Annotated in this window: 17 protein-coding genes; 8 read left to right on the plus strand and 9 right to left on the minus strand. The window is 69.9% G+C overall.

Annotated features, from left to right (window positions below; genetic code table 11):
• Positions 1–395: 395 nt before the first annotated feature.
• Positions 396–1,106 (minus strand): nucleoside phosphorylase, encoded by a 711-nt coding sequence (locus VGS97_RS02315; protein WP_326851477.1) that lies wholly within the window; start codon positions 1,104–1,106, stop codon positions 396–398.
• A 407-nt stretch (positions 1,107–1,513) separates the two neighbouring features.
• Between VGS97_RS02315 and VGS97_RS02320 the strand changes: the two genes are divergently transcribed.
• Together VGS97_RS02320 and VGS97_RS02325 are read left to right on the plus strand one after the other, a co-directional pair.
• Positions 1,514–2,398 carry a PIG-L family deacetylase gene (locus VGS97_RS02320; RefSeq protein ID WP_326851478.1) on the plus strand — a complete coding sequence of 295 codons (885 nt, stop codon included), beginning with the start codon at positions 1,514–1,516 and terminating at the stop codon, positions 2,396–2,398.
• A 49-nt stretch (positions 2,399–2,447) separates the two neighbouring features.
• Positions 2,448–3,368: a glycosyltransferase family A protein gene (locus VGS97_RS02325; protein WP_326851479.1), complete on the plus strand. Its 921-nt coding sequence runs from the start codon at positions 2,448–2,450 to the stop codon at positions 3,366–3,368.
• A gap of 210 nt (positions 3,369–3,578) precedes the next feature.
• Here the strand turns inward: VGS97_RS02325 and VGS97_RS02330 are convergent, their stop codons facing one another.
• The 6 genes from VGS97_RS02330 to VGS97_RS02355 form a co-directional block, all read right to left on the minus strand.
• A complete protein-coding gene (locus tag VGS97_RS02330) occupies positions 3,579–4,055 on the minus strand; it encodes a YciI family protein (RefSeq protein ID WP_326851480.1) in 477 nt (158 codons plus the stop codon).
• Between the two features lie 41 nt (positions 4,056–4,096).
• Positions 4,097–5,053, minus strand: a complete 957-nt coding sequence (locus VGS97_RS02335; protein WP_326851481.1) for a glycosyltransferase family A protein — start codon at positions 5,051–5,053, stop codon at positions 4,097–4,099.
• A gap of 12 nt (positions 5,054–5,065) precedes the next feature.
• Positions 5,066–6,010: a bifunctional hydroxymethylpyrimidine kinase/phosphomethylpyrimidine kinase gene (locus VGS97_RS02340; RefSeq protein ID WP_326851482.1), complete on the minus strand. Its 945-nt coding sequence runs from the start codon at positions 6,008–6,010 to the stop codon at positions 5,066–5,068.
• Positions 6,007–6,519 carry a nucleoside 2-deoxyribosyltransferase gene (locus VGS97_RS02345; protein WP_326851483.1) on the minus strand — a complete coding sequence of 171 codons (513 nt, stop codon included), beginning with the start codon at positions 6,517–6,519 and terminating at the stop codon, positions 6,007–6,009. The genes VGS97_RS02340 and VGS97_RS02345 overlap by 4 nt, the downstream gene beginning before the upstream one ends.
• 72 nt (positions 6,520–6,591) lie before the next feature.
• Positions 6,592–7,587 carry a thymidylate synthase gene (locus VGS97_RS02350; RefSeq protein ID WP_326851484.1) on the minus strand — a complete coding sequence of 332 codons (996 nt, stop codon included), beginning with the start codon at positions 7,585–7,587 and terminating at the stop codon, positions 6,592–6,594.
• Positions 7,584–10,277, minus strand: a complete 2,694-nt coding sequence (locus VGS97_RS02355) for a molybdopterin-dependent oxidoreductase (protein WP_326851485.1) — start codon at positions 10,275–10,277, stop codon at positions 7,584–7,586. The genes VGS97_RS02350 and VGS97_RS02355 overlap by 4 nt, the downstream gene beginning before the upstream one ends.
• A 406-nt stretch (positions 10,278–10,683) precedes the next feature.
• Here VGS97_RS02355 and VGS97_RS02360 point away from each other — a divergent pair, with 406 nt between their 5' ends.
• The 6 genes from VGS97_RS02360 (at position 10,684) to VGS97_RS02385 (ending at position 16,677) form a co-directional block, all read left to right on the plus strand.
• Positions 10,684–11,952, plus strand: coding sequence for an MFS transporter (locus VGS97_RS02360; RefSeq protein WP_326851486.1), 1,269 nt, complete (start codon positions 10,684–10,686; stop codon positions 11,950–11,952).
• A gap of 32 nt (positions 11,953–11,984) precedes the next feature.
• On the plus strand, positions 11,985–12,857 hold the full coding sequence (locus tag VGS97_RS02365; RefSeq protein WP_326851487.1) for an FAD binding domain-containing protein: 873 nt from the start codon (positions 11,985–11,987) through the stop codon (positions 12,855–12,857).
• 50 nt (positions 12,858–12,907) lie between these two features.
• A complete protein-coding gene (locus tag VGS97_RS02370; protein WP_326851488.1) occupies positions 12,908–13,612 on the plus strand; it encodes a hypothetical protein in 705 nt (234 codons plus the stop codon).
• The gene (locus tag VGS97_RS02375) at positions 13,609–14,670 is read left to right on the plus strand and encodes an alcohol dehydrogenase catalytic domain-containing protein (RefSeq protein WP_326851489.1); all 1,062 of its coding nucleotides are present in this window, start codon (positions 13,609–13,611) and stop codon (positions 14,668–14,670) included. The genes VGS97_RS02370 and VGS97_RS02375 overlap by 4 nt, the downstream gene beginning before the upstream one ends.
• Positions 14,667–15,332: an HAD-IA family hydrolase gene (locus VGS97_RS02380; RefSeq protein ID WP_326851490.1), complete on the plus strand. Its 666-nt coding sequence runs from the start codon at positions 14,667–14,669 to the stop codon at positions 15,330–15,332. The genes VGS97_RS02375 and VGS97_RS02380 overlap by 4 nt, the downstream gene beginning before the upstream one ends.
• Before the next feature lie 73 nt (positions 15,333–15,405).
• Entirely contained in the window at positions 15,406–16,677 is a 1,272-nt protein-coding gene (locus VGS97_RS02385; RefSeq protein ID WP_326851491.1) for a glycosyltransferase 87 family protein, read from the plus strand.
• A 22-nt stretch (positions 16,678–16,699) separates the two neighbouring features.
• Here VGS97_RS02385 and VGS97_RS02390 read toward each other — a convergent pair whose 3' ends face one another.
• Together VGS97_RS02390 and VGS97_RS02395 are read right to left on the minus strand one after the other, a co-directional pair.
• Complete coding sequence (locus tag VGS97_RS02390) at positions 16,700–17,353, minus strand: DUF5825 family protein (RefSeq protein WP_326851492.1); 654 nt, start codon at positions 17,351–17,353, stop codon at positions 16,700–16,702.
• A partial coding sequence (locus VGS97_RS02395; protein WP_326851494.1) for a RiPP maturation radical SAM C-methyltransferase occupies positions 17,350–18,714 on the minus strand: 1,365 nt, incomplete at its 5' end. The genes VGS97_RS02395 and VGS97_RS02390, both read right to left, overlap by 4 nt.

The following is an 18,714-nucleotide window of genomic DNA, read 5'->3' on the forward strand; positions in this document are numbered from 1 at the left end:
ACCCGGTGCAGAACGGTCCGGGTATCTGGATCCGGCGCGAGAGAGGGATCGCATTGCAGCAAGTGCACACCCGGTGCATGGTGAGCTCACGGCGGTGACTTGTCAGGACACGCTGTGCACGCTGTGACCGTTCCAGGCGTAAGTCAGAAGCCGTACTTGGTGATGGTTCATCGCGACCGGACCACCGGTCGTCTTCTCAGTGTGCTGCGGGTGGCCGTACCCCGTGTGGGCCGAAGGGCGGGAGACGGCTGGTTCTCCGCCACTTCTTCGCCACGAGAACGTCATGCCGCGCTGGCCTGGCTGCACGCTGCACGCCCTGTCGGGCTCGCCGACGCCGAACTTTACCTGTATCACGCTCGGGCGATGTGCGGCGAGCCCGTCGGGTGTCAGGGGTTTTACGGCTGTAGCATCGCGAGTTGGGTGATGCGTGCCGCGTCGCTGATTCTGCGGATGACGTCCGCGGCGGGCATCTCGCCGTTGACGACGACGAACAGGGCGCCCGCCCTCAGCCCTCGTACCTGTGCCACTGCGAAGAGCGCGGAGGCTTCCATCTCGGTGGCGAGGACGCCCGCCGTACGCAGGGCCTTCCAGCGTGAGCGCCAGTGCTCTTCGAGCGGGAAACCGGCGGGGTACTCGGCGTAGAACGCGTCCTTGCAGTGGGTGATGCCGACATGGTGTCGCAGACCACTTTGTTCTGCCTGGTTCATCAGGCGTACCAGAATGCTGCTGTGGGGCGCCGCGGGAAACTCGGCCGGGAGGTACTGGCCGCTGGTGCCTTCGTCGCGAACGCAGCCGCTGGAGATGACTATGTCACCGGGCTCGACGTCCGGCTGCAAGGCGCCGCAACTGCCGAGCCGGACCAGAGTGCGCACGCCGAGGCGGGCCAGTTCTTCGGTGACGATGGCGGTCGACGGGCCCCCGATCCCCGTCGAGCAGATGAGCAACGGCCGGCCGTCGGCGGTGACCTCGACGCACTCGTAACCGCGATACGACCACGTGTTGGTGATGGAGCCCAGTTCCTTGGCGAGAGCCGGGACGCGCTCCGGGTCTCCGGTGAGGATCGCGTGTTCGGCGGCGCTGGCCAGCGGACCCACGAACCGTGGCATCGCGTCTCTGTCCCTGTCCTCACCGATGATGTAAGGCATTTCATATCTCTCTGGCTCGACCGGATCGGGCGTGATATCGATTGCATCATTGAGTGCCACAGATTGCGGTTGGGGTGGCCGTAGGCTAGCGAATCCATTGTCGTGCTGTCCACTGTGCGGAATGGGTGGAATTTGCCGTGTGCCTGCGCTCGGGTCGCCGGTGTTTAAGTGGGAAGGGTTGACTGTCGCAGGTGGCGGGGATAATCTCCGGTGGTCGGGCGAGAACGTTATCGGCGGGGAAAGTCTTTGCCGCTTGATTTCTTGATTATTGGGAAATGGCAAATTGCCGTGATATCCGGAGCTCCGGAATAGCTGCCGCTTCGGCTGTTGGCCGACCTAGCCGGCGGCGCCGGTCAAGGGGAATGTGAATGTCGCTCATTCTTGCCGTGTCGCCTCACCTGGATGATGCGGCGCTGTCGGCGTCAGGGCAGCTGCGCGGTTTCGTATCGCGCGGAGACACTGTCGAGGTGGTCACGCTCTTCGCCGGTGTACCGCAGCCCCCTTATTCGGCGCCCGCGGTTTTCATGCACGAGCTCTGGGGCCTGACCGAGGACCCGGTCGAGCGGCGCAGGGCCGAGGACCGCTGTGCGCATCGGCAGCTCGGCACGCGGGTGGAGCACGCGGATTTTCTGGATGAACTGTATCGCCGGGCTCCGGACGGGGACTGGCTTGTCAGGGATGATTGGAAACGTGCTGAGGACACCGGCGGCGACGAACAGGAACTGCGGGCCGCGCTGACGGCCCATGTGTACGGGCTGCTCACGTCGCGGCGTCCTGATCTGGTGGTTACCTGCGCGGCGGTGGGCCGGCACGTCGACCATCGGCGGACGCGGGATGCGGTTCTCGCCGCGGCGCCGGTGGCCGGTGTGCCTGTCCGGTTCTGGGAGGACCTTCCCTACGCGGAGTGGACCTCGCGGTTCCCGCCACTGCCGCAGTGGGCTGCGGTGGGTCCGTCCGCGGTCGAACCCGTCGACGATCAGGCGTGGGAGATCAAGTTGTCCGCGGTCCAGTGCTACGCGTCCCAGCACCGGATGCTCTGGCCGGAAGACGGCCAGGACTGGCGGGCCGTGATGGACGCGCATGCGAAGAGTGTCGGTCGGGAATACGGCGATGGCCGCCATGACCGGCGCGGCGAGCGGTTCTGGGACGTGCTGGTCGATCCGTCGCGGCTTGCCGCGAATGCCGCGCCGCCGCACGGCTTCGAGGCGGATCTTTACGATCCCATCCTCCGGCCCTCGCTACGCCGGTCCTGATCAGGCGTCAGGGTTCGATGATCGGTTCAGCGAGAGGACAGGTGCGAACGTGGATCAGAAGCTCAGCGTCGTCATCCCGACCAACGACCGGCCGGCTTCCCTGCCTTATGCGCTGGCCAGCCTCCGGGCGCAGGACGTCGAGGACATCCAGGTCGTCGTGGTCAACGACGGCGGCGCGAGTCTCGACGACGTGGTCGCGCCGTTCCGCGACGACATGCGCCTGGAGTTGGTGACGAATCCCGGGAACCTCGGGCCGGCGGCGGCCAGGAACGCCGGGTTCGAAGCGGCCGACGGCGACTTCGTCGCGTTCCTCGGTGACGACGACGTTCTGCTGCCGGGGCACTTCGACGCCATCCTGCCGCTGCTGGCCGACGGCTCGGCGGATTTCGTCTACACGACCACCAAGGCCTCGACCGAGCGGCACGAGTTGTCCGGCGAGGGCTACCGTGACGCGGTCCGTGTCTTCGACTACGACTTCGACCGCGACTTCCTGCTGGTGGCCAACTGCATTCCGACCCTGGGCGTGGTCATGCGGCCGCCGGGAGCCAGCGGGCCCCGGTTCGACGAGAACGTGCGCGCTGCGGAGGACTGGGACATGTGGCTGCGGCTGGCGGCGGCGGGGTACCGTTTCCGGCACGTCGACGTCGAGTCAGGCATCTACCATCGGCTCCCCCGGCACGGTGGTGAGGCCGATCCCGCAGCCGCGCAGGCGCGCGCACTTCGCTTCTTCCACGACTCCTACACGAGGCTGTGTGCCCGGTGGCAGGTGGACGACCAGTCGTTGACCGCGAAGGGCCGCTCGTTCGTCCTGCGTACGTACGAACTGGCCTTCAGCCAGCTGGAAGAGAGCAAGAAGCTGCTCGCCCCGCTCTGGTACGAGCACATGGTCAGGGCCGTGCACAGGCACCACGTCGGCGAGCTGGCGCCCGGCGACGTGGAGGCTGCTTTGCGCGAGGCGATCGACGGTTAGGGCGTGTCTGAGAAGCAGGGGTCGGATCAGGGCGCGGTGTCTGGTGCGTGCGATCGCAAGGCGGAGGGTCGTGTCCATGCTGGAGGTATGGACACGACGCGATAACGCGACGAGCGTGAGTGACAGGCGCCGTGAGTCTGGCCCCTACCCAGCTTCTCAACATGCCCTTGGTGGCGCGCGGCGAGTGGCCGGGGTTCAGGTTGGCAGTCGCTACCAGCCAGCACCGCTGTCCTCGACCAGGCCCGCCCAAGCCGGCGTCGCCGGATCGTGCAGGCCGGCGCCGAAGGCGTCCACGGCGGGGCGGGCCGCGTCGATCACGATGCCCTCGTTGAGCAGCCACGTGCAGATGCTGCACGTCCGCCAGCCCGCGCGGGTGAAGGGCTCGTCGGCGACGATCGCGGCGGCCTCCTCCTCGCTGGCCGCGGCGAGGACGAACATGCCGCTGGCGTTGATGATCGGGTCGCCGGAGCGCGGCGGCCTGCCGTAGTCCAGCGGGCCGCCGGCGACCAGGCGGCCTTGGTCCTGGAGGTCGAGGAGCCAGCCCAGGTGTTCGAGCAGGAGGGCGTCGGCCTGGGGGCTGGACAGGTCGTAGCCGGCGCGGGGGCGCGTGAACACCGCGTAGAGCGGAAGGCGGCCCATGCGTGCGTCGATCGCCTCGGCATCAAGGTGCTTCTCGGTGTCGGCCACTGGTGCCGGCTCTCCTGTCTGAGTGCTCTGATACGGATGGATCAGTCGAAAATGGAACGGATGTCATCCGCTATATCGGCTATATCGGTGGTCTGATGAGCATTGCGGCCGCCCACGGCGTACGTGTGGTAGAGCAGCCGGACGAGGTGCTCGTACCACAGGTCGGGGAGCGGCTTTCCGCCATCGAGCCGAGAGAAAGCCGAGTCGTAGGCACGTAGGACGTGTGCACGAGCTTGTGCGGACGGCGTGTCGGCGGGTACCGGCCACCGGCTTTCACACATGTCCAGATAGGACTCGTGAAAGACCTTCAGCATCCGGCTCGCGTCGCCGAGTGGGTCTGACGATGCCCCATGGCGGGGGAGCCGGTGGTAGACGGCGGTCGGGGCATCGACGTGCACGGCCCGGTAACCGTGCCTGCGGATGAGCACGAGCCAGAAATCCCAGTCCTCGCCGGCCCGGCGCTCCTCGGGGAACGCGGCGCCGGTCCCGTTCCAGTTGCGGCAGACGACTGCGACCGGCGGGATGTAGTTGAGGACTCGCAGGAATTCGTGGTCGAACTCGTAGTCGAACGCTGCGGGAGCCGCCGCGGCCAGGTCCTCGGGGCACAGGTCGGCGGCGGGCTCGATCGGAACCCTGGAGACGAGCGCCGTCGTGTAGACGAAGTCCGCCGTGCCGGCGCGCAGCGGTCCGACGGCTCGTGCGAGGTGGTCGGGCAGAAACACGTCGTCGTCGTCCAGGAACGCCACGTAGCGGCCGCGGGCGATCGCGGCGGCCGCGTTGCGGGCGGCAGACGGGCCGCGATTGTCGGGGAACTCCAGGGTGCGGATTTCCAGCCGGTCCGCGTAGGCGGCGGTGACGGCGCTCGTGTCGGCGCCGCCGTCGTTGACCAGGACGATTTCGAGGTCGTCGAAGGTCTGTAGAACGAGGCTTCGCAGCGCACGGTCCAACTGCTCGGGCCGGTCACGGGTCGCGATGACGACGCTGATCTCGGGTGACATTCCGAAGGCTCCTTATTCTCCCGGCGCGAAGCGCAGCCGGACCTGCTCGGCGCGCTCCCTGAGGCCGAGCGCGTCCACCGGGTGCAGGCGGGCGCCGATGTCGGTGTGGCCGCCGAGGACGGCCGTGCCGGCGCGGCGTTGTGCCTCGATCGCGGCGTCGTACAGGCTGTAGCCGTGGGCCAGCAGGCCGGCGAGGATCGTCGAGTGCGCGCAGCCGACGCCGTGCTCGGCGCCGGTGGCGTGCCGGGCGCCGTCGAGCTGCTCGTGCCGGGCGCCGTCGAAGTACCAGTCCCCGGCCTCGCCCGGGCCGCCGGCGACCAGGATGGCGGGCACCCCGGCGCGTACCAGCGCCTCGGCCAGTTCGCGGCGCGAGGCCGCCGGGCCGGGCCCGCCGTCGCCGAGCAGCAGTCCGATCTCCTGGCGGTTCGGGGTGGCGACGGTCGCGGACGGGAAGATGTGCTCGAACAATGCGTCACGCGTCTGCGCCGGATCGGCGAGCAGCGAACCGGCGGCCGTGACCATGACCGGGTCGACGACGATCGGCACGCCGTCGGCGGCCAGGCGCGCGAGCCGCGGCCCGAGCGCGCGGAGCAGCTCGGCACTCCAGGTGCTGCCGAGCTTGACCGCGGCGCACGGCAGGTCGGCGAGCACCGTGTCGAGCTGTTCGAGCACGAACGGAACGGGAACGCTCAAGCGCCCGGTGACGCCGTCGGTGTTCTGGGCGGTCAGGCCGACGATGACCGTCGCCGCGTAGCAGCCGACAGACGCGTATGCCTTGACATCTCCCTGGATGCCCGCGCCGCCGCTTGAGTCGCTCGAACCGATCGTCAGGCACACCGGGACGAGGTCGGTCTCCTGCGGACGCTGCGGCTGCCGCTGCTTCGTGCGGGCCGAGCCCGACGGCGCGGCCTGCGCAGTGCCGGGGCCGACGCCGGGCCCGGCCCGGTGCGTCGTCACCGCGCCGCGCCGGAGGGGCCGGTGCGGGCCATCACGCGCTCGACCGCGGCGTCGAGCTCGCCGAGGATCTCGGCCGGGTCGTCGAACCAGATGTACTCGACGTTCGCGATGGACGGCAGACCGGTCACCAGGAAGGTGTGCTTCTCGTTCTTCTCCAGCAGCAGGATCATCGGCTTGCCGAGCGCGCTGGCCCAGCCGCACTCGACGTGGGTGCCCGGCGAGACCGGCATGCCGGGGTAGGCGATGAACAGGTCCGAGGCGGCGATCTCGTTGTAGTCGCGCTCGGTGCACTCCAGCGGGCCGAGGAACTCGGCGCCCCAGGCCTCGCGGCGGTGGGCGTTGTAGACGGTGGCGCCCAGGTTCTCGAAGTACTCGATCAGCGGGGTGAACCGGGCCTGGTCGCGCTCGGACATCCGGCCGACCGCGGGGTCCACCAGGTTGAAGAAGGGGCCGCCGACGAACACCGCGCCGAGCGCGGGACGGGTCGTGGTGGCTTCTGATGCTGGCATGGTTCCTCCATCGGGGTGCCGTCCGGCCTGGTGCCGTCCGGGGTTTTTTCGTGGTACCGGCGCGCCGGAGAGTCAGCGGACGGCGTGCGCGGCGGCGAGGCCCGGCCATCGGGTGATCACCGTGTCGCGGTACACCGCGGGCAGCAGGTCGAGCACGCGGGGGTCCTGGTGGGTGCCGTGCTTGATCTGCCGGTAGAGCTCGAACAGGCCGAGCACGTGCCGCCAGTACTCGGGCAGGTCGAGCGCTTGGAGCCGGTCCGCGTCGAGCTGCCGGTCGTCGAGGCGCAGCGCGCGTTCCCAGTCGAGCACCTGCTCAAGGTGCAGGCGCACGTCGCCGTGCGGCATGGCGGGGAAGGGCTCGCCGTCGTGATCGCCCGGATCCTGGTCCAGCACGCGGTTCACCCAGTCGGCGTCCGACTTGTACACGTGGAACGAGCCGACGTGGTGGGTGTACGTGCCGATTTCGAGACCGAGCTGCCGGGCCATGACCTCAAGCAGGAAGGTGAACGAGAACACGTCGCTGACGACGCCGCGGAACGCGTCGTTCGCCCGCATGAAGCCGACCGCGTGCAACCGGTCGTCGCGGATCATGAACTGGAGCGCGAGGGTGCAGGCGACGTCGATGTTGCCGGGCACCGTCAGCTCGTCGGCCTCGAAGATCTGGATGACCGCGCGCTTGCTGTCGCGGTCCGCGGCAAGCGTTTCCTGCACGCTGCGCCACTGGTCGAGCCCGCCGCGGTGCCGGAAGATCCGGGTGCCGTACGCGGTGCCGGCGAGCGTCGTGCCGTCGGCCGAGTACTTCACCATGTTCGGCGCGTAGTACGCGATGTGCGCGAGGTCGTCGGTGCCGGACAGGTACCACAGCGCCTCGGCGAAGTTGAACACGAGATTCGTCTTGCGGGCCGGCAGGCGGATGTGCCGCTGTGCCGGGTCGGTCAGCCGGAAGCTGACACCGAGCCGCTCGAAGCTGTCCTGGCCGCGCGGGGAGTTGGTGAACTCGGGCTGCTCGAAGCTCGCGCGCAGGTGGTGCAGGTAGGCGTCCTGAAAGGTGGCGAAGGTGTCGGTCATGTGCGCCTTTCATGGTCGTCCCGGCCCGCGACCGGACCGTCTGTGTCGTGCGACGCGGCCCAGAGGACCGCCGGGGTGAGCGGCAGATCGGTCAACCTGCCGTTGAGTTCGGGCAGCGCGTTCGCCACGGCTGCGGCGAGCGCCGCGCCCGCGGCGGCGATCCCCACCTCGCCCACTCCCTTGGCGCGGATGGCGTTGGGCGCGCTGTGGCCGGTGTCGGGAGCGGGATCGAGCAGTTCGACCCCGACGTCGGGCAGGTCGGCGGCCAGAGCGACAAGGTACTGATCCAGCCCGCCCGCCGTCGGCCGGCCGTCGGGGTCGTACCCGAGCCGTTCGAACAGCGCGCCGCTCACTCCCTGGGCCAGCCCGCCGATCAACTGGCCGCGCACGACGGCCGCATCGATCGGCACGCCGACGTCGCAGCTGATCGCCAGATGCTCGACGCGGACGGTGAACAGTTCGGGATCCACGGCCACCCGGCACGTCACCGCGCCGTAGGGGTAGGTGTGCGCTTCCGTGTCATAGCGGCCGACCGCGCCGGCTCCGGCCGCGTGCGGGTCGGCGAGCGCCATGAGTGCTTCGCAGGCCGCGTGGACGGCGTTGCCGGTGTGCATGATCGTGCGGCTGGCGAAGGTGCCCAGCCCCCGCGCGCCGGAGGCGTAGTCGCCGAAGACGACCGTGATGCGGTCGCGCGGCAGGCCGAGAACCGCGCCGGCGATGGTCGCCAGCGTCGTCTCATGGCTCTGACCCGAGGGACAGCTCGCCGCGTCGATGCGCACCGAGCCGTCGGGCAGGCGGGTGGCGGCGGCGGTCTCGCCGCCGCCGAGGCCGGTCTTCTCGACGTACGGTACGACGGCGCTGCCACGGCGAAGGCCGTCGTCCCGCGGCGTGGTCTGCCGCCGCCTGTCGGCGCGCTCGGCCTGCACGGCGCGGTCGAACGCCGCTCGGAAGTCGCCGGTGTCGTAGTGCACCGGCCCCTCGTTGACCGTGCCCGCGTCGTAGGGCATGTCGGCCTGCGTCAGGAGGTTGCGACGCCGCAGTTCGGCCGGGTCGAGGCCCAGTTGCTCGGCGAGCATGTCCAGTACGCGTTCGCGGACGAAGTTCGCCTCGTAGCGCCCCGGCGCGCGCACCGGGCCGGTCGGGGTGCGGCTGGTGAGCAGGCACTCGGCCGAGGCGCGGTAGTTCGGCATCCGGTACGGGCCGGGGAACATGGCCGTGGACAGGTACGGCACCAGGGATGTGAGCGGCCTGACATAGGCGCCGGCGTCCGTGACGACGCGCACCTGTGCGTCGAGCAGGCGCCCGTCGGCGTCGGCGGCGATGCGCACGTCCCAGACCTGGCCGCGCGAGTGGTTGATCGCCGTCAGGTGCTCGGCGCGGTCCTCCACCCATTTCACCGGCCTGTCCAGCAGCACCGCCGACCACGGCACGAGCAGGTCTTCGGGGTACAACTCGCCCTTGACGCCGAAGGCGCCGCCGACGTCGCCGGACGGCAGGTCGATGCGGTCGGGGTCCAGCCCGAGCCCCGCGGCCAGCCGCTCCCGATTGACCTGTGGATGCTTCGTGACGCCCCACACCGTCAGCCCGTCATCGTCCGGCCGGGCGAGCAGCCCGCGCGGTTCGAGCGGCAGACCGGTCTGCCGGGCGATGCGGAACGACCGGCGCAGTTCGACCGCGCCGTCCGGGAGCACGACGGGCGGCTGCGCCGCTGCGACGAACTGGGTCTGCCGGGACGTCCACCGGGGGTCGCCGGGCGGCGGCAGCGGGGCCGGCTCCTCGGGACCCGGCAAGGCTTCGCGCGGCTCGTACTCGATCCCGACCGCATCGGCGGCGTCCTCGGCCGCCTCCGGCGTCTCGGCCAGCACGAGCGCGATCGGCTGTCCGACGTAGCGCACCTCGGTCCCGGCCAGCAACGGCTCCGGCGGCCCGCCGAGATCCTCGTGGAGGAAGCGCAGCGACTGCGGCAGATCGGTGTTCAGCAGCACGGCGGCCACGCCGGGCAGTGCGGCGGCGGTTTCCGCATCAACGCGGCGCAACCCGGCGTGAGCATAGGCCGAGCGCACGACGCGCGCCCACAACTGCCCCGGCAGATCGCGTCCGGCGACGAAGTCGCCCCGCCCACGCAGCAGCCGCTCGTCCTCGACACGGCCGGTCCGGTCCGGTGCCGGTTCGCCGCTGAGCACACCGCGCGCGGCCTCGGTCAGCGCGGCGTATCCGCTGCACCGGCACAGCGTTTCGCTGATTGCGGTCCTCACCGCGCCAGGGGCGACGGCCGACGGACCGGCGTCGGCGAGTCCCTCGATGGTCAGCGCGAACGCCGGGCCGCAGTAGCCGCATTGCAGAGCCCCTGCGGACCGCATCCAGTCCCGGGCGCAGTCGAGTCCTGATCGACTGCCGCGCGCGGTGTCGATGCGGCTTCCGTCGTGCTGGACCGCCAGCGCTGCGCAGGAGCGGACCGGCACACCGTCCACCAAGACCAGACAGGTGCCGCACCGGCCTGTGGAGCATCCCTGATTCACGGGTGCGCCGAACGCCGAGAGCACATCGGCGAGTGAACGGCGCACAGGCTGCGCCGGCCCCGTCGTGAAGTTGTCGTCAATGGTGAAGGTGAGCGAGCACGAGTGCTCTGCCGCGTCGGCCGGACGTCCGGTGGCGACATGCACCCGCCCGCCGCGGTCTGTGGAGGCCATAAACCCCGAATTCTTGGAATGCCGGTTGGGCGTAGCCAAGGGGATACATGGCGCCTCAGCGCTCTGTCAAGAACTCGGGCTTTCCGATGGGCGGTCCGTGCCCGCCCCGAGTGTCCTGAACACGTACGGATCGTCGATCCTGCGTATGGTGGGACTACAGTCTACAAGCACTTGTCTTCGTTTTCTATTACGAAAAGATTATTGCGTGCGAATCGGGCGGCACGGGCCGTGTCGTCGCAGAGGTTTCACAGGCATCGAATTTCATCATTGCCCGGCACCGGCCGACATGTTAATGTCCGCCTGCCGTCCGCGATATTTTCGAGCGGCCCGGCACGCGCAATTCATTCGGGAGAACGGGTTGACAGAGGAACAGGGCTCTGACGTCGCAGGTGGTGCTGCGGGCACGGTGCCCAAGCCCGCGGCCGAGCGCATCCGCGGCATCCCGGGTATGAGGGCACTGCTGGTCGCGTTGGCCGTGGACACGGTCGGCAGTGGGTTGTTCCTGCCCATTTCCCTGCTGTACTTCACCACCGTCAGCCACCTGAGCCTCTCTACGGTGGGGCTGCTGGCCAGTGCTGGTGCGTTGGCTACGTTGCCGGTGCCGTTGGTGGCTGGTGCGTTGGTGGATCGCTACGGTGCGCGTGCTGTGGTGTTGGGTGGGCAGGCTTTGCAGGGGCTGGGCTTCTTGGCCTACCTGGTGGTCCACGGTCCGGTGGAGGTGCTGCTGGCGATCTTGGTGGTTGCGGTGGGTCAGCGGGCGTTCTGGTCCTCGTTTTTCACGATGGTTGCGGCGCTTCCTGCGGACAGTACGACCCCGGGTGCGCCGCAGGAGCGCCGGTTCGCCCTGGTCAGTGTGATGCAGGCGGCGGGTTATGGTGCTGGCGCGTTGATCGGCGGCTTGTTGGCGGCTGCGGGTACGGGTGCTTACCGCGCCGTGACGCTGGCTGACGGCTTGACGTTTCTGGTTTCGATTGTCCTGATCGTTTCGGCGGTGCCGGGTGGAGCTACTCACCGTGATCCCGCCGCGCCGAAGAGCGGTTATCGGGCGCTGTTTCGCGATCGACCCTACCTGGCGCTGATTGCGGTGAATTCGGTCTTCTGTCTCGCCAGCGTGTGGATGGGGGTCGCGCTGCCGATCTACCTGGTGCACGGCATCAACCAGCCCTGGCTGATCGGGCCGCTGCTCGCGCTCAACACGCTGCTGCTCGCGGTCGGCCAAACCACGGTGACCCGCGTGCTCGCACCCATCGCCCGCACCCGGGCCATCACCATGGCCGGCGTGCTGTGGGTGGCGTGGTCCGCCGGTTTCGCGCTGGTGACCCACCTGCCCGGCGCCCTGATTGTGCCGTACCTGGTGGTGGTCATGGTCTTCTACACGGTCGCCGAAATGATCCACGCGCCCGTCTCCAACGCGCTGGGCGCCGCCGCCGCGCCACCCGAGAACAAGGGCCGGTACATGGCCGCCTTCCAGTACGGCTTCACCCTCGCCACCATCATCGCCCCCGCACTGTTCACCACGCTGTTCGACTACCGGCCCACCGCGCCGTGGCTGTTCCTGGCCGCAACCACCGCGCTCGCCGCCCTCGCCATGCCCGCACTCGGACGCGCCCTACCGGCCGACGCGGTCCGAGCGCCCGCCGCCGGACGCGCGGAGGAAGTGGCGAGCGCGGTCTGACCGCGACCGGACAGCGGAAGGAGTCAGGACACGTGCATCCCGCGCGCTTCGCCTATGCCCGGCCGGCCGACCTGGCCGAGGCGCTGGACCGGCTCGCCGGCTCGGCCGCGCCGGCAGTCCTGGCTGGCGGCCTCGACCTGGTGCCGGCACTGCGCGCACGTAAGGCCCGGCCGGACACCGTCGTCGATATCAGTGCAATACCAGGCCTCGACTACGCGTCGCTGCGGGACGGATCGCTCGTAGCCGGGGCGACTGCACGCCAGGACCAGGTGCTGCGTCTGGCCGAGGCGCACCCTGGCTTCGCCCTGCTCGCCGCCGCGATGCGCACCATGGGGACGGCGCAGGTGCGGCGGACCGGAACCGTCGTGGGCACGGTCATGCAGGCTGATCCCGCGCTGCAACTCGCCGCAGTCTGCGGTGTGCTCGACGCGATCGTCGAACTGCGCGGTCCCGAGGGGACCCGTAGGCTTGCCGCCGCGAGCCTGTTCGCGGGGACGCGACTGCCGCACGGCACGCTGGCGGTCGAGATCGCGTTGCGGCCCATGGCCGAGCGCGAGGGCTGGGCGTTCGCGCGGGCGGGGCTGCGCGAGATCGGCGGCCACCTCGGCGGTGTCGCGGCGAGGCTCTCGTTCGGCGCGGACGGACGACACGTCGCGGACGCCGTGGTCGCCCCGTTCGTCGCGGGCCACGACGGCTCGCCGCTCGGCCCGGTCGGTGCGGCTCTGGCCGGCCGTCCGCTGGACCCAGACACCCTGCGCGACGCCGAGGCCGCCGCGCGTGCTGCCGTCCGCACGACGGGGGACAACCTTTCGTCGGCCGACTACCGCCGTCATCTGGTCGGCGTGCTGACCCGCCGCGCGCTGGCCGAGGCGGCCGGGCGGGCCCGCCGGAACCCTGACGTGTGACTCACGAGGCTGACGACCGCTCAGCCGCCATAGCAGGAGAGGACAGGGAATTGACAGCGACCTTGACGACGGCGTCCTTCGTCGCGCAGTGCGCCGAAGAGTCCGAGGCCCTCTGGCACGCCTACCGCCATCACCCGTGGATCGAGGCCATGGCGGCCGGCAGGCTGCCGGTGGAGAAGTTCATCTCGTTCCAGGTGAACGACGCGCCTTACATCGTCGATCTGCACCGGTCACTGGCGTTGGGCGTCGCCAAGGTGCCCGGCACGCCGTGGGCGAAAGCGGCGTCCACCGTCCTCGACGACGTCTGGCTGCACGGGGAGATCGACGCCAAGCGCGAGATCCTGGCCGATCTCGGTTACCACGAGGAACTGCGGCTTGGCCCCGACGCCTACATACCGGCCCGTGAGGCGTACGCCAACCACCTCGTCCGCACCGCGCTCGAAGGCGACATCGGCGACCTGGCATCGGCGCTGCTGCCCTGCGCGATGTTCACCCAGGTCATCGGCGCTCGGTTCAAGGACGTGAGCATCGACGGCCCTGCCGCATACCAGAAGTGGGCTGACATCTACGTGATGCGCGCCGTGCACCGGATGGCGGAGGCGCACGCCGAGATGATGGAACAGGAGTCCGCGCGCACGGACGAGGCGGGGCGCCGTCGCATGGTCCTGCTGTACCAGCGCAGCGTGCAGCACCAGATCGACGTGTTCGACGCCGCCTGGAACCTCGACGTGCGCTGGCCGGGTGAGCCCGCATGACGGTCACCGAGTCCGCAGGCCTCGCGCAGCAACCCGACACCATGCTCACGGCCGCCATCGTCGCTCTTCGTGCGCCGCTCGAACTGCGGCGCGTTCCGCGGCCGGTGCCAGGGCCCGAAGAAGTACTGGTGCATATACGCGCGGCCGGCGTGTGTCACACAGACCTGCATCTCGTCGACGGCGTGCCCGACAGTCCGCACTTCCCGCTCGTGCCCGGGCACGAGATCGCGGGCCGGATCGCAGCTGTCGGCGAAGACGTCAGCCGGCGGCGAGTGGGCGAGTCGGTCTCCGTGTACTACTACGACGGATGCGGTGAGTGCGGCTGGTGCGGGGAGGGGCTGGAGAACCTCTGCCGCGCGGCGAAGTCGAAGTGGGGCTTCAACGTGGACGGCGGCTTCGCCGAATACGTGTGCGTACCCGCGCGGTGTGCCCTGCCGATACCTGAGGGGCTCTCCTTCGCGGAGGCGGCGGTCCTGGGCTGTTCGGGGACCACGGGAGTGCACGTCGTGGAGGGCATCGCGGGTGTGCGGCACGGCGAGGCCGTGGTGGTGATCGGCGCGGGAGGCGTCGGGCTGGCCGCGGTCCAGGTGGCGTGCGCCGCCGGGGCCACCGTCATCGCCGTCGACCCGGACGCCGACAGCCGCGCCGCGGCGGTCGGGGTCGGCGCGAAAGACGCCCTCGATCCCGGCCGGGCACCCGCGGCGCAGCAACTTCGCGCACTCATGCCAGAAGGCTGCGACGTCGTCGTCGACACGGTCGGCGACGATGCGACACCGCGTCAGGCTATTGCGATGGTACGGCCGCGCGGCCGGGTTGTGCTCGTCGGTTACACCGAGCGCGCCGCGAGCATCGACGTGGCCGACATCGTCACGCGCGAGGTTCGCGTCTACGGCTCGGTCGGCGCGACGCTCGCGGAGGCGCGGCGGACGTTCGAGCTGGCGGCGCACGGCTTGCTGCGGCCCGTGATCGCCGACACGTACCCGCTGGAACGCGTCGGCGAGGCCTTGGCGCGGCTGCGCGGCGGCAGGGTGACCGGACGCCTGGTGCTCGAACCGTGACAGTGCGCGCCGTCCTGTACGACCTCGACGGCCTGCTGCTGGACAGCGAGACCGCGGGGCTGGTCTCCTGGCGTGAGGTCTACGCCGCCCACGGCTGCGAGCTGGACCTGGCGCACTGGCTCGGCGAGGTGGCCGCGGGCCGGGGGCCGGTCATGCCGAAGCGGCAGCTTGAAGAACAGCTCGGCCGCCCCGTCGACTGGGACGAGGTCGAGCGCGGGCGCCTCGCGCGCCGCGACGGACTGTTGGTCGCCAGACCGGGAGCGCTTCAGCACGTCGCCGCCGCGCGTGCCCTCGGCCTGCGCACGGCCCTGGTGTCCAATGCCCCCGCCTGGTGGGTCGGCCAGCAGTTGCCCAGGCTCGGCGTACCCGAGCCGCAGTTCGACGTGATCGTCACCGGCGAGCCCGGCCTGGCCCGCAAACCGGCCCCGGACGCGTATCTCAAGGCTCTGCGGGAGCTGGGCGTCGCGGCGGAGGCGGCGCTCGCCTTCGAGGACAGCCCGGTGGGGATCACGGCGGCGCAGAGCGCGGGCATCCGGTGCGTCGCGGTTGCGAACGAGGTCACCGCCAACCTCGACCTGAGCGCGGCAGACCTCATCCTCCCGGCGCTGGACGCCCGGCCGTTGCGGTCTCTCCTGGAGGAACTGCTCAGCCCTGCGGTGTGACCGGTGTGGCTTGCCCGGCGTCGCCCACCCGGACCCCCTTTTTCTTTGCTCACATAAGCAGCACGGAGGACAGTTGTCAGCGAGCCCGCAGGAAGTCGATGTCGCCGCGGCCACGGCCGAACAGGATGCCCGGCCCCTGCCAACGGTTTCCACTTCAGCCCGGATATGGCCGAGCAAGTCCGGCCTGGCGCTCATGGTCGTCGTCGCTGCCGGATTGGCGGTGCTGGAACGGGTACTGAGATCCGGCTGGCCGTACTGGATGGAGGATTTCAGCGTCTTCCGGATGGGCGCGCACGTGGTGCTGCACGGGGGCGCGCTCTACCATGCCACCGCCGAGAACAGCGGATTGCTGTTCACCTATACGCCGCTGGCCGCGGTGCTGTTCACCCCGCTCACCCTGGGACCCGCCGCGGTGACGGCAGTGGTCTGGTGCGCGGTGGAAGTGCTCACCCTCCAGGCCACGGTGTGGCTCGCCCTCGGCGCGGTCGGCATGCGGCCCACGCGTGTACGCACCATGGCGACGGTATTCATCGCAGCGGCCTCCCCTCTACTCGATCCAGTGGGCAGCGACCTGATCCTCGGCCAGATCAACCTGCTGTTGATGCTGCTCGTACTGACCGACCTGCTCCGAGGAGAAGGACGCAGGTGGCAGGGCGTCGGCATCGGCCTCGCCGCGGCGGTCAAACTCATTCCGCTGCTGTTCATCGTCTATCTGGCGTTCGCCCGCCGATGGCGAGCGGCGGCCACCGCCACCGCCGTGTTCCTGCTCGGATCAGGCGTCGGATATGCGGTCCTGCCCTCCGACTCGACCGAATACTGGTGGCGCGGCGCCGGCTTCGACCCGTCGAGGGTCGGCGTCCCGCAGAGCCCGTTCAACCAGTCGCTGCGAGCCGCGCTGGCCCGGATGATGCACACCGCGGCAACGGTGAATCCGACCTGGGCGGTCGTGGCCGTGCTGGTCGCCGTCGCCGGGTTGGCCCTCGCGGTCAAGCTGCTCAGAAGCGGCGCGACGCTGGAAGGCGCATTGGCCTGCGCGTTGACGAGCACCCTCGTCTCGCCGGTGGCATGGGAGCACCACTGGGTGTGGGTCGTTCCACTCCTGATTCTCCTGGGCGCACAGGCGGCGCAACGGCGCTCGCTCCTGTGGGCCGGCTTCACGGTCGTGGTGGGCGTGGCCTACGGGCTGCGCCTCCTGACCTGGTTCGTCCCCGTCGACGACGCCATCGATCTGCACCTGAGCCTGCCGCAACAGCTCGCGGCGGACGCCTTTCCCCTGGCCGGGCTCGTCGTGTTGGCCGCGTTGGCGGTCATGACGCGAAGCCGACAAGCCCCAGGAGCTCTCTGAAACCCCTGAGATCAGGTGGAGATCAGGCGGACAGTGCCGGCCACGGCCAGCGCCGTACTCGGTACGGCAGCCACACGGCCTCGCCCCCGGAACGCCAGATCAGGCTCTCAGCATCGAAATCGGCGAGGATGTCGGGCGCGATGGCGGTCTCCGGGGCGCCGGGCAGCAGCTGGTGCAGGGCCGCCATGTATTCGGGCTCGTCGAGGGTCACCGAGCTCAGCTCGCCGGTGCGCAGGTCGCGGATCTGGATGAAGCCCGGGCCGTGGCGGTAGAGGAACTTGCAGAGATAGAACTCCTCCCGCCAGGCGTCGGCGACGTCCTTGCGGCCGATCGCCTCGGCCGGTGGGTACAAGTGGCCGTAGATGCGCCAGCGCGCCGGGTCGACCAGGACCCGCCAGTCCACGACGATGCCCTGGCCGGTGAGGGCGCGTACGAGTGCGATGGCCTTCGTGGTCCCCGCCGGGCCTGCGGCCAGGTCGACGACGTCGGGCAGCCGGACGCGGCGGGCGCCGCGGGCGTAGAGGTCCGCGGCGAACCCGTCGGCGTCGTCGTCCGGACCGCGGGCGGGGACGGGCATCGCGACGCCCGGTTCGGCCAGCAGCCGCTCGTCGTGATGCCGCCACGCGGTCAGTTCGGTCACTGTCACTGCCGCTGTCACCGCCTCGGTCTCAGTCACGCATCCACCCCCACCAGTTCGCTGACCGGCCGGTCGCCGAACAGCCGCCGCTCGTCCAACCGGTACACGTCCTGGTTGGCGGCGTCGACGGCGACGTGCACGATGCGCACGCCGTCGTGGAACAGCAGGCCGAGATCCGTCCAACGGCGGATCAGGGCTGCGATGTGCCCCTCGGCGGCCTCGGTGGTCGCATTGGGTTCGGCGGGCTTGCCGGGCTCGTCGGACGCCACGAGTCCGGTCTCGGCCAGGGCCCGCGTGAGGCCGGTCACCGTTCGCGGGTGTTCGAGCAGGCGGAACGCGGCGACTTCCAACGGATCGGTGAGGCGCAGCGTCTCCCAGGGGAACTGCTCGCGCCGATTGGCCAGCACGAGCGCGTCTCCGAGGTCGCAGACCGTCAGGGTGCTGGTCAAGTGCGCCTCCTGCCATCTGGTCACCGCGTCGTTCAGGTCCTTCTCGACCTGCCCGCCGATCCCCTGGGGAACCGAGTCGAACAGGTAGGCCATGTCGTAGAGCTCTTCGTCCGGCAGGTCGTATATGAGGCCGTACTGCCTGCCCGGGCGCAGGCCGGGGAATCCGAGTGCCGGGTCGTTGAAGTACGGGCTGAAGCGTTCGATCACGATGCGGGTCGCGCCGCCCGGCGGCTGGAGGTGGTGCAGGGCGGGGAACTGGGCGACCATGACGCCGTAGTGGGCGTCGGTCTCCCCGGGGAATCCGTAGAGGTAGTTCCACAGCACCGACAGGTGGCAGCTCGACGAGTCGCGCAGCATCTTGACGTTCTGCGCGCCGGTCACGCCCTTGTCCATGATCCGCAGCACGGTGCTGTCCAGGTTCTCGATGCCCGGCTGGATGCTGACCAGGCCGGCGCCCGCCAGGATTTCGAGCTGGTCGCGCCGCACGTTCGACTTGATCTCGTACTGCAACCGCAGGTCGTATCCGTCCTCTGCGAGGCGGGGGAGCAGGGACGTGAGATAGCCCATGTCCAGGATGTTGTCGACGACGAACATGTCGAGCACCTGGTGGCGGCGCACCAGGTCGACGATCTCGTCGTGGAACCGCGCGGGGCTCTTGCTGCGGAACTGCATCGTCGAGCCGTTCAGGCCGCAGAACGTGCAGTGGTGCTTCTCGCCCCACCAGCAGCCCCGCGCGCCCTCCACCACCAGCATCGGCTGGACCCAGGACCCGGCCTGCGACTCGGCCAGCCGTTCGAAGTAGCCCTCGTAGTGCGGGCCGACGATCGCGGCCGGTGGCAGCGGCGTGTCCGATATCGGCGCGGCGGTCGAGCCGTGTCCGTCGGCAGCGCGCCGCACCAGGCCGGGCAGGCCGGACAGGTCGCCGCCCGATCGCAGGGCCCGCAGAAGCTC

Origin of the sequence: Actinocrinis sp. (assembly GCF_035946395.1) — a bacterium.
In the GTDB taxonomy this organism is placed as follows: domain Bacteria; phylum Actinomycetota; class Actinomycetes; order Streptomycetales; family Catenulisporaceae; genus Actinocrinis.

Excerpts from the sequence above, each read along its gene's own strand:
- VGS97_RS02320 (WP_326851478.1), top strand. The coding sequence starts at position 1,514 with ATGTCGCTCATTCTTGCCGTGTCGCCTCACCTGGATGATGCGGCGCTG.
- VGS97_RS02355 (WP_326851485.1), bottom strand. The coding sequence starts at position 10,277 with ATGGCCTCCACAGACCGCGGCGGGCGGGTGCATGTCGCCACCGGACGT.
- VGS97_RS02350 (WP_326851484.1), bottom strand. The coding sequence starts at position 7,587 with ATGACCGACACCTTCGCCACCTTTCAGGACGCCTACCTGCACCACCTG.
- VGS97_RS02335 (WP_326851481.1), bottom strand. The coding sequence starts at position 5,053 with ATGTCACCCGAGATCAGCGTCGTCATCGCGACCCGTGACCGGCCCGAG.
- VGS97_RS02315 (WP_326851477.1), bottom strand. The coding sequence starts at position 1,106 with ATGCCACGGTTCGTGGGTCCGCTGGCCAGCGCCGCCGAACACGCGATC.
- VGS97_RS02345 (WP_326851483.1), bottom strand. The coding sequence starts at position 6,519 with ATGCCAGCATCAGAAGCCACCACGACCCGTCCCGCGCTCGGCGCGGTG.
- VGS97_RS02375 (WP_326851489.1), top strand. The coding sequence starts at position 13,609 with ATGACGGTCACCGAGTCCGCAGGCCTCGCGCAGCAACCCGACACCATG.